Annotated in this window: 6 protein-coding genes; all 6 read left to right on the top strand. The window is 68.5% G+C overall.

Annotation, left to right across the window (positions count from 1 at the left end):
* Positions 1–111: 111 nt before the first annotated feature.
* On the top strand, positions 112–1,101 hold the full coding sequence (locus tag E1166_RS08675) for a hypothetical protein (RefSeq protein WP_132337348.1): 990 nt from the start codon (positions 112–114) through the stop codon (positions 1,099–1,101).
* 155 nt (positions 1,102–1,256) lie between these two features.
* Positions 1,257–2,000, top strand: a complete 744-nt coding sequence (locus tag E1166_RS08670; protein WP_132337346.1) for a hypothetical protein — start codon at positions 1,257–1,259, stop codon at positions 1,998–2,000.
* A gap of 375 nt (positions 2,001–2,375) precedes the next feature.
* Complete coding sequence (locus tag E1166_RS08665) at positions 2,376–3,374, top strand: CHAT domain-containing protein (protein WP_165944288.1); 999 nt, start codon at positions 2,376–2,378, stop codon at positions 3,372–3,374.
* A 23-nt stretch (positions 3,375–3,397) separates the two neighbouring features.
* On the top strand, positions 3,398–4,090 hold the full coding sequence (locus E1166_RS08660) for a hypothetical protein (RefSeq protein ID WP_132337342.1): 693 nt from the start codon (positions 3,398–3,400) through the stop codon (positions 4,088–4,090).
* 9 nt (positions 4,091–4,099) lie between these two features.
* Positions 4,100–4,711, top strand: coding sequence for a hypothetical protein (locus E1166_RS08655; RefSeq protein ID WP_132337340.1), 612 nt, complete (start codon positions 4,100–4,102; stop codon positions 4,709–4,711).
* Entirely contained in the window at positions 4,711–7,086 is a 2,376-nt protein-coding gene (locus E1166_RS08650) for a hypothetical protein (RefSeq protein ID WP_132337338.1), read from the top strand. The genes E1166_RS08655 and E1166_RS08650 overlap by 1 nt, the downstream gene beginning before the upstream one ends.
* Positions 7,087–7,121: the final 35 nt, after the last annotated feature.

Raw genomic sequence — 7,121 nt, 5'->3', positions numbered from 1 at the left:
GTCGTGCTGTCCGGCCGGTGTTGCGGCACCCGGTCAGACTCGGGCCGGGCAGCGCGTCCGGTCCCCGGCTCGCTACCATCACGCGTTCGCACCCTCGCCTGGAGCTGATCGATGTCCACACCGCCGGTCGACCCGTGGTCCACACAGCCGCAGTCCGGCTCGTACCCGCCCCCGCACCAACCTCCGCCGCCCGGCGGCTGGCCGCCCGGCACGGGCGCCACGCCGCCCACCCAGCCGTGGCCGCAGGTCTCCCCACCGGGCGGTGAACATTCCGCGCCGCCCGTCGGGTACGGCCAGCCCAGCCCGCCGCACGCCGGCTACCTGCCGGGGCAGGCGACGCCGCCGGCGTCGGGCGGTTACCCGGCGGTGCCCGCGGACGGGTTCGCCGGCACCCCGGCGTACGGGTTGCCGCCGGCCCCGCCGCCGCCGAGGAAGTCCCGGCTCGGCCTGATCCTGTCCCTGGTCCTCGCCGGGCTGCTGGTGCTCTGCGGGGGCGGCGGTGCGCTGGCCTACGTCGCCCTCGCCGACCACGACGACGCCCGCCCCGGCACCACGCCTTCTCCGGGCCTCTCCCCGGGAGCGTCGGCCAGCCCCGCCGCCGAGCCCAGCCCCTCGGAGAGCCCGCAGGAGGCCGAGCCGGCCCCGCGGATCCGGCTGGTCGCCCCGAAGACCCTCGCCGGCCGGGCGAAGAACACCGAACCGCAGCTGCGCCGGCTCGCCGACGAGATGGTCCGCGACATGAAGAGCGACGTCACCAACGAGTCCGGGGCGGTGGGTGCCTTCTACGGCAGCGCCGCCAAGCGGAACCTGGTGATGGTCTCCGGGGTCTCCGGCCCGGTCCTGCTCCCGGAGAAGGAGCTGGACGACGCGGTGAAGAGCCTGTCCGGCTCGCTGGGGCTGAAGAAGGTGGCCCCGATCGAGCCTGGCCCTCTGGGCGGCGTGGCCCGGTGCGGCGACGGCAGGAGTTCCGACATCTCGCTCGGCGTCTGCGTCTGGGCCGACGAGGGCAGCGTCGGCATGATCGTGATGTTCTTCTCGTCGGCGAAGAAGGCCAAGGCCGAGTTCGCCACCATCCGGGGCCAGATCGAGAAGCGCTCCTGAGAGCGGGTACGCAGGTCACGGCGGCTGCGGGGTCCGGTGTGGACCACCGTTGGCCGACGCGCGGCGGCAGACGGCCGGGTAGGGGTGGGGCAGCGCGCCGGCACCGGTCCGGCCTAAGATCACCCGTCCTATTCTGACGTTTGGAGCTGACCCTGATGTCCCAGCCGCCGGCCAACCCCTCTCCCCCGCAGCCGGGCAGCGGCGAGCCCCACGGCTCGTACCCGCCGCCGCAGCAGCCGGGGGAAACCCCGGCGTTCCCGCCGCCTGGCGACAACCCGTCGCAGCCCGGCGCGCCGGCGGCCAAGAAGTCCAACGTGGGCAAGATCCTGCTGATCTCGCTCGCCGCGGTGCTGGTGCTCTGCCTGGGCGGCGCCGCGGTCGCCTTCTTCGCCGTCAAGGACGAGGCCAAGAAGGCCGTCGAGGCCGTCGAGGCCGCCACCAACACCCGGGTCGTCGCGCCCGAGACCCTCGCCGGCCGGGCCAAGTCCACCGACCCGAGCCTGCTCGCCGGTGCCAAGGAACTCGAGACCCAGCTGAACCAGTCCCTGCCGGACGCCACCAGCACGGCCGGCGCGTTCTACGGCACGGTGGAGCAGAAGAACCTGGTGATGGTGGCGGCGGCCTCCGGCCGCAACGCCGATCCGGCGAAGACCCTGGACGACACCCTCGCCGGCGCCGGCCAGGCCCAGCTGCAGATCAAGGAGATGAAGAGCGTCGACGCCGGCCCGCTCGGCGGGCTCGCCAAGTGCGGCGACGCCGAGACGTCGGGCGTGCCGCTGGGCATCTGCGTGTGGAGCGACAAGGGCAGCCTCGGCATGATCATCGTCTACTTCAAGAGCGGCCAGGAGGCCGCCGCCGAACTGTCGACGATGCGCGGGCAGATCCAGCAGAAGAACTGACCCTCGACCGGTGCCGGGCCCCGTCCTTGTGTGGACGGGGCCCGGCACGTCACCCACCGGCCGCGCGCCTCCGCGGCGGCGGGTCGAGGCGCACGGATCTTCACCGTACTGCCCTCCCCGTACGCGGACGCAGATGCGATCTCGGAGCAGGGCAGGCGCGCCGGCCAGCACAGGCGATGGTTTGATCAACCACGCACTCATGACGCAGTGCCGTTTGTCGGAAAGCCGTCAAAGAAGCGACGACAACCTGACATAGGCACTCACCTCGATGCACGATGATGGTGCCCTCCCGGCCGCTGCCGAGAGGTGTCCCCGATGGAGCTTCGGGGGCGACAGGCGCGAACAACGGTGTGTGGTCTGGGAGATGGTGTTGGCGTGATAGCCGCCAACCGGCGAGTCGTGCTGCTGGAGTACGTCAGCGTGGCCGACCGGATCGCCGTCTTTGGCGTGCGGGCTGACTGGGAACAACCCCAGGTCGTAGTGCTGGATGTCGACCGGCTCGATCTGTCGCTGTTCGTCGCGGCAAACTTCGACTCACACCGTAGCGTCCGGGACCTAGCAGACATGCCCGAACTTTGGCATGCGTACGACCTTCTTGTTCAGCCGTTGGCTAGTTGGAGCGACCCCGGCGACATCATCTGCCTCGTTCCATACGGTCCCTTGCACAGCTTGCCGCTGCACGCCCTGCGGGTCGGCGAGGCGTACCTGATCGAACGTAATCCCGTTACCTACGTGCCGAGCGTGTCGGCGTTGCAGCACAGCTTGACGGCTCGCCCTGGCGCCGCCCTCGAAGCACCCCGGCGGACGGCGTTCTTCGGCGACTCGCAGCGGAACCTGCCGCATGCCGCAGCCGAGGCGGCCATGCTGGGAGACCTGTTCGGCGTGGAGGCGTACCTCGGCGAGAAAGTCACCCGCCAGAGTGTCGGGCAGGCGCTCGCCACTGTTGATGTGGTGCATATCGCCGGACACGCCCGTTTCGACCCCGTCGATCCGCTTGAGTCGGGTCTCCAACTCGCGGGCGGTGACGTGCTCACCGCCTCCGATATCTTCGGCATGCCGCGCGTACAGGCGTCGCTGGTCACACTGAGCGGCTGCGAGACCGGGGTCAGCCACTACCAGCCGGGCGACGAGCTCATCGGGCTGACCAGAGCGTTCCTCTACGCCCGCGCGGCATCGGTTCTGGTGAGCCTGTGGTCGGTCGCGGACGACTCGACATCGTTCTTCATGCGCCGGTTCTACGAGCATCTAATGCACACGCCCGGTGTGGCCAAGGTGGACGCTCTGCAGGCGGCGATCCTTGACACGATGGAGGTCCCGACATGGAGGTCGCTCCACCACTGGGCGCCGTTCGTGATGGTCGGTGATTGGCGATGACCAGCCCCAAGAGTGGAGGAACCATGCCGGCTGACACGTCGTTCCAGCCCTTGTTCGATGCAGAACTCCAGGTGGACGACACCGAACTGACGGCGATGGTCCGTCGGGGTGAGGTGGTGGTCGATGACAGGGACGTAGCTGTGCTGCGGCACCGCAACCGGATAGCGCTCGCGCTCGGGCCGACGCGACGCCTTCACGACGATAAAGCCACCGCGGACCACGCTGTCCACTGGGACATCAGCCTGCTGTGCGTCCTGCATCCCAGCCCCGGCTGTACCTTCCGATCGGCCCGGCTGACGGTCGATCTGCGGCCCACAGAGGCAGCCGTGGTACGGGACATGTCCCCTCGCGAGGTGCGCGGTGAACATCCCGTGGAGATCACCACCACGGTCGGGGCGGGCTTGACGTTCAGCGTCGTCCCCGCCCTGCTCGAAGTCGACGCCCGGCGCGAGCAGGCCACCACCCGTAGCGTGTACCAGCCAACGATCGTCTCGTCCGGCCGCGGATTCGCGCGGGCGTTCTGGGACTTCCGATCAACCGGCCGGGACGAGCTTCAGCCGGACCGCGAGCTGCGGCTCTTGGTGGAGTCTCCCGCTGAGGTGCCTCTTCTGGCCCGGTTCAACCTGACCGCCAGAGTCAGCATCGACGGCGCCGGGAAGCTGGTTCCGTTACTGCGCAGGCGAGCCGAGATTGATGAGACCTACCAGCTGGCTTAGGGGATTCACGTGCGCGCGATCCGTCATCAGCTGTTTGTACTGGCCGGCCTCATGCTGCTCGGCGTTGTCGCCGGTTTGGCACCGGCCGCCTGGGTTGCGCTGACCTTGACCGTGTGCGTCGGCGTCAACCGTTCCACGGCGCTCTTTCGTGCCGCGCGACACGCCCAGATGATCATCATGGCGCTCACGGTACTCAGTCTGGTTCTTGTCGTCGGAGGTGTTGGGCTGCTGTTCGCAGTCCATGGTTGGAAGGCCGCGCTCGGGTTCGTCGTACTGTTGATGGTGTATTTCGGTGCAGCCGAGACGCCGCATGGACGAGCAGGCCGCCGCGCGCGAATGCTGCGGGATGACCTGTGCGATCTCGTCCGGGCATGGACGGCCGGATCGATCACCGAAGACCAGTTGGCGACACGAACCGAGAGCCTCCTTCGGAAACGCTTGCACGGCTACGACTTTCAGGTCGAGATCGGCCGCGAAACGCTGACGAGCGCTGAAGGGCTTTCTCCGGAGGAACACCGCCTGCTGCTCCAGGTGCTGCAGCGGCACCTCAGCAAAGTCGAGAAAGGCCACGTACCGTCGCGGCTGTACCTCGCGGTCTTCGGCCGGCTGGACAACATCTGATGTCGCGGTCCGGCGGCATCCGGGTTTGGCTCAGGGAGCGGCGGGCCGAAGGCGTGCTGCGAATCCTCGAACGCGCGCCCGACCGTGCCGCGGCGCTCGTACGGGTACGCGCCAGCATTGACGACCATGTGCTGGAGGGCATGCTCGCGCTCAGCTTCCTGGCGCAGAAGAGAGGTGACGACACCGACCGGCTCACCTGGGCCGACCTGGCAGTGGAGGCAAGCCTGCACGGAGGCACGAGCCGAGGGCGGGCCGACGCCCTGCTGTGGCACGCCCGGATGTACCTCAACCACTGGCCGGAGGAACTTCGCGACCGGATCACCTCCCTGGCGGCTGCGGGACGTACCATCCAGATGGCCCTGAAGATCCTCGAGGAGATCGGGCCGCCCGACATGGTCATCGTGGCCCTCAGCCTCCGCGCCCAGATCCACGCCGCGCAGGGCAAATCCGACGACGCGCTCCAGGACCACCTGACCGCCACCCGCATGGCCCTGGCCGGCACGCATGATGACCAGCTCGCCACCGCAGCTCGGCTGCTGGCCAGGCAGTACTGGCGGATATCCGGTGACGGCGAGCGGGAAGCCGCCACCAATCTGCTGGCCCTCGCCGACCAACTCCAAAGCCGGCTCGGCGACGGTCCGACGTCGGCGGCGCTGTACACCGCGCTCGGCGACGCACACCGGGTGCTCGGCGACGAACAGGCGGCGGTCAGCACCTGGGCCACGGCGAGACGGCTGTGCACGGAGGCCGGCGATCCCGCGGGTGTGTTCGAGGTCGACGGGCATCTGTTCGAGTACGCGGTCGAGCGTGGCCAGTACGAGGAAGCGCTCGCCCTCGGCCAGCGCTGCCTAGCGAACGCGCCCGCTGACACAGCTCCGAAAACGTTTGCCCGGCATTACCACCTTCTCGGCGCCGTCCTGCGTGCACTGGGCCGGGTGGAGGAAGCGCTGGCCGCCTACGACCGGGCTATTGAGGTGGCCGTGGCGAATCCGGGTGCCGCCCCCGCCCCGAGCTACCATCTCGACCGGGCTTTCTACGCCATCGACCTCGGACACCACGCCCAGGCGCTCGAACATCTGATGGCGGCGCGTGCCTCACCAGCGCGCCGTTTCGAGTGGCTCGCCAACCTCACTATCGCCGAGCTACAACTCTCCCACCTTGGCGATCTGGCCGCCGCGGTGCGTTACTCGGACGTCGCGCTAGACATCGCGGTCCGAGAGGCGCACTCCACCGCCATCGACACGATGAGGGATCGGAATTTCCTGGCATGCTCGTTGCACCGTTCCGGGATTGCCGCATTCAGCGCGGGTGACTTCGAGTCGGCCTATCGCCGCTTCCGGGCACTACTGCCGCTGCTCGCAGAGAACCTCTCGACGCCGCTTCTCACGATCACCCCGACGTACGCGCATCCGCTCACGCCCCCGCCGCGGACTGCAAGCACCTGGTGGGCGTACCTGACCTGCCGACAGACCGGACGGCGCGAGGAAGCGGCTGCCCACCTGGCTCGGTATGCCGAACTCGTCGCAGCAGGCGACGCACCATCAACGCCGCTTCTCGACCAACTTGACGAAGCCGAGACAGCAGAACTCCGGCCGATACTCGACGCATCCGCAGCCTTCCACAAGGGGATGATGCTCGCGCGGACCGCTCCTCAGGAGGCACTCGATAAGCTTCGCGCCGCCGCCCTTGTTCTCACCACACCGGCCGTACCAGAGGCTCTCGTCGCCCAACTACACACCGCCATCGGCGACTGTTGCCGACAACTCGGGCACCTTGCCGACGCCAAGGCGGCCTACCAGAGAGCACTCGCGCAACTCGACAGCTCCGACGCACGCTCTGAAGCCCAGTTCCACTGCTGGGCCGGCCTGGCCTCGATCGCCATAGCCGAAGGAGACCTTCACCTTGCGGAAGGGTACATGTCATGGTGCGTCCAGTTCAGCGAACGATGGCGTACATCGTTCGCCACCGTGGACGAGCGCATGAAATTCCTCTCCAATCAGCTGCCCATCTACGAGCAGCTGGTCGCCGTACGCATCAAACTCGGCCGACCTCTGGAGGCGTACGCGGCGGCCCAACTCATCAAGTCCCGAACGCTAGGCGAACTGCTCGGCGAGCCCGAACACCGGCCCATCGACCTCACGCTCGACGCCGATTTCTGTGCTGTCGAACGCCAGCGGGAAGATTGGATCGACGCAATGCTGTGCCCCAAGGACGCCGACCGGAACTACCTGGATCTGCTCCTGGCTGAGAAGGGCCGACGGGACCGGCAGGCGGCGGCAGCGAAGGCACGACGGGAACGTGGGCTGTTCGACGGGTTCACTGGCCGAGAGCCGCCGCTTCCATACCTGGCGATCCGAGCGCTTCTCACCCGGTGACGCCATCTCGGCGAACTGTCGCCGAGTCTGGCCGT

Origin of the sequence: Micromonospora sp. KC213 (assembly GCF_004348325.1) — a bacterium.
In the GTDB taxonomy this organism is placed as follows: domain Bacteria; phylum Actinomycetota; class Actinomycetes; order Mycobacteriales; family Micromonosporaceae; genus Micromonospora.
This window is presented reverse-complemented; position numbering and strand designations above follow the sequence as displayed.